The sequence below is a fragment of the Endozoicomonas sp. ALC013 genome (assembly GCF_049310205.1).
In the GTDB taxonomy this organism is placed as follows: domain Bacteria; phylum Pseudomonadota; class Gammaproteobacteria; order Pseudomonadales; family Endozoicomonadaceae; genus Endozoicomonas.
The window spans coordinates 1-3366 of sequence record NZ_JBLYNS010000274.1 but is presented as its reverse complement, the minus strand read 5'-3'; the positions used below and the strand labels follow the sequence as shown (position 1 = coordinate 3366).

General features: G+C 56.7%; 2 protein-coding genes. One reads left to right on the top strand and one right to left on the bottom strand.

Annotated elements, in window-relative coordinates; genetic code table 11:
* Positions 1-229 precede the first annotated feature (229 nt).
* Complete coding sequence (locus tag ACO6V1_RS23035; RefSeq protein ID WP_422448028.1) at positions 230-2629, bottom strand: ankyrin repeat domain-containing protein; 2400 nt, start codon at positions 2627-2629, stop codon at positions 230-232.
* A gap of 454 nt (positions 2630-3083) precedes the next feature.
* On the opposite strand from ACO6V1_RS23035, the gene ACO6V1_RS23030 reads away from it, so the two are divergent.
* Positions 3084-3366 (top strand): hypothetical protein (locus tag ACO6V1_RS23030; RefSeq protein WP_422468818.1); only part of this gene is annotated, 283 nt, incomplete at its 3' end.

Here is a 3366-nt window from a genome sequence, read left to right as displayed (position 1 = left end):
GGGGTGGTGGCAGGGAGGTACATTTATCGTCATTATTGCCGCGGGTCATCCCCTGCCGCTGCCGATGACTCGCAGGAGTTGGTGGCCATCAATACTGTGGGGCAGGCAGAGGAGGCGGGTGCCCAGTCGATGATAGAAGCCGTCAGTAAAGAGGCAAGAGGAACCTGTCAGTGAACCACGCTCCGAAACCCCTCCTCCAAAGCCGCCCGGGCTGAAAAAACCGGCACGGTTACTGAACGGGGCAATTATGTTTTTTTGCCCCGGCCTTACGCAGTATTTTTATGATCGGCTGGTTGCCCTGATGACAGGCCAGATCAAGGGGGCTGGTGCCGTTGCGGTCGGCGAGGTTGGGGTTTGCGCCTTTTGTCAGCAATTCCAGCACGGAACTCTCAGACCCCTTGAGGACGGCACTGAGCAGGGGGGTCTTGCCACTCTGGCGGGCGATATTGGTATCCGCGCCGTTGTCCAGCAGAAATTTCACAATGGCCTTGTTCTCCGTTTCTACTGCCAGGTGCAGGGCCGTTGAGCCATCTTCAGTGGCCAGGTTGATGTTTGCCCAGCCATTGGACAGGCGGGTGACAATGGGCAGGTGGCCACGTTTTGCGGCAATATGCAGGGCTGCCCAGCCATCGCTACTGGTAAGGTCAAGTTCGGCCTTCTGCCTGATCAGGTATTGGACGATCTTGACTCTACCTTCCTGGGCCGCCAGGTAAAGGGGCGTTTCACCGGTGCTCAGTCGGGCATTGATGTCCGTATTGGCAGCAATCAGCGCTTCCACAATCCTCTCATGGCCAGCACTGGCGGCCAGATGCAAGGGTGTCAGGCCATTGTTGTGGGCAATGCCGGGATTAGCCCCGGCCTCGAGCAGGGCCTGGGCGATGGCCTCAAAGCCTTTAAGTGTGGCAATGTACAGCGCGGTTTTGCCATTGTTCAGGGCCGCATTGATAAAAGTATTTGCCCTGCTGTCTGCCAGCAGAACCTGCAGGACGCTCAGTTTGCCATGCCGGGCGGCCACATGCAGCGGCGTTAAGCCGTTGTCAGAAACTGCCCCGGGATCGGCACCTTTGGTTATCAGGGCCCCTGCGATATCCCGGAAGCCACCCTCTGCCGCGATGTGTAAAGGCGTCAAACCGTCCATGGCGGTAAAGTTAACTCTCGCCCCAATGGCAATCAGATGCTCGACGATCGGAAAAAGTCCCTGCTGGACGGCACTGAATAGCGGTGTTTCGCCGTTATTCCGGGCAACATGGATATCTGCCCCGGCCTTGATCAGGGTTACCAGGCACCGCAGGCTGCCATACTGGGCGGCGATGAATACGGGAGTTTCGCCGGTCACCAATCGGGCCTCAATATTCGCCTGCCTCTCCGCCAGGGCCATGACGATACTGGCGTGGCCGTACTGGGCAGCAAGGTGCAGGGCAGTAGTACCATCGTTACTGGCAGCATCAAGGTTTGCAGCATTGTTGATCAGGGCCAGCACAATCGCCAGGTGGCCAGCCCGTGCCGCCAAATGCAAGGCAGTATAGCCATCTTCACAGATCCCATTGAGCCGGGTCCGGGCATCCTCAGCCAACAGTTGCAAACAGGTTTCACAACCACTGCTGGCGGCCATGTGCAGTGCCGTCCAATCATCATCATGGGTGGCCGCATTTGGATCAGTCCGGGGATCGCCGAGCAGGGTCTGCAAACACAGCCTGTGGCCATGGCGAGCAGCAAGATGGAGTGGGGTGGTTCCGTCCTTCAGAGCCTTATTGGGATGAACCCCGGCATCCAGCAATAGTTGTGCGATGGTTGCATGTCCCTGGTGGGCAGAGATAAGCAGTGGGGTCCAGCCACTCTTGCTGGCCTGGCCAGGAGATCCGCCGTTAGCCAGCAGCACTTGTACACAGGCTTCCCGGCCTTCCCGGGCGGCAATATACAGGGGCGTTGAGCCATCCTTGCAGCAGGCATCGGGAACGGCCCCACACTCGAGCAACATGGCAACCACCTTTACATGGCCTGCGCGGGCGGCCAGAAACAGGGGCGTTTCTCCGCGCTTCAGGACGGCATTGAGATTTGCCCCACCCCTGGCGAGGGCGAATACCACCTCTTCATGCCCTTTTTCGGCGGCAATATGCAGTGCAGTTGAACGATACTGGAAGGCCGTGTTGGGGTCAGCCTCAAGACTGAGCAGGAGGCGGACCATAGGGGGATGGCCTTTCAGGGCGGCAACATAGAGCGGTGGAGCACAGTCCTCACCGGAGATATTGGGGTTTGCCCCAGCGGCCACCAGGGTTTTGACAATCTTCTCATGGCCATGGCTGACGGCGACAAACAGCAAGAACACGTTGTTACCGGTAACCTGCGACTTGAAGGACTGCTGCACAATATCCGGACAGGATTTCAGAAACGTCTGGAGGGTCTCGAGATCACCGATCGTGCAAGCCTGGACCGGCGCTGCCTCGCAATATTTGTTGGGCAACCGATATCCCACCGGAGCCTGACGAATCAGCGGTATTACCGGTTGCTGACAGACATAGCAGTGCCGTCCATGCAGTGGTTGTTCATCAAGCCAGTTGGTAATGCACCGCAAGTGAAAACGGTGATGACAGGCGGTGGTGACCATCTCCCTTGGCCCTGACTTGCCCATACTGCTTTCATGGCAAATGCTGCATACGGGGGGGGTAGTCGCTGGGGTGCTATCAATGGTTTTCATAGCATCAGAAGGTATTGAATCAGAAAATCAAGAGTTTGAGTAAAGGCATTAAATAAACTGGAAAGTTCCCGGGTACGAAATAAATAGAACGTAACTATTACCTCAAACTATATTCCCGGCTTTTTTCCTGTTTTATAAGATTTCTTGCCCATTGCCCGTTACCAATAATTCAAACGGTTCCTTGCATCGCCTGTGCCTTGTCTACCCTTGCCCTTATTTTGCGAGGGAATAACGTTGATATCTCAACCTACTGTTCAGTTAACAGGCGCAGCCACTGTCTCGGGCTCCATACCGGTTCAGCCAGGGGAGAAATGGGGCGTATGGGCAGGGATGAGGGTCGCTTTCTGGGATGGTTTTATTCCATTTTGGCAGTCCTGGGATCCTGATTATGTACCCCCCCAAGATGCAGTCGTCGGTGCAACCGGATAAAGGTCCGGCCTTCACTTTTGGCAGCCCCGGTGGGAAGGACAGTAGCTTTTTCGAGGGTGTTGCGCTGGGTGCCCGACTGGTGTCGCCTTATACGGTGCTGCCAGCGGAGATCGGCACGATGCTGCGGGGTTTTATCACGCTTTCCTCAGCGACCCGGCTCAGGGATCTTTTTGGTGCGACTAAAGGTTTGCCACCAGGGCAGAGCCAGGCAGACAGCCCGGTGGACGGCTCGCCAACAAACG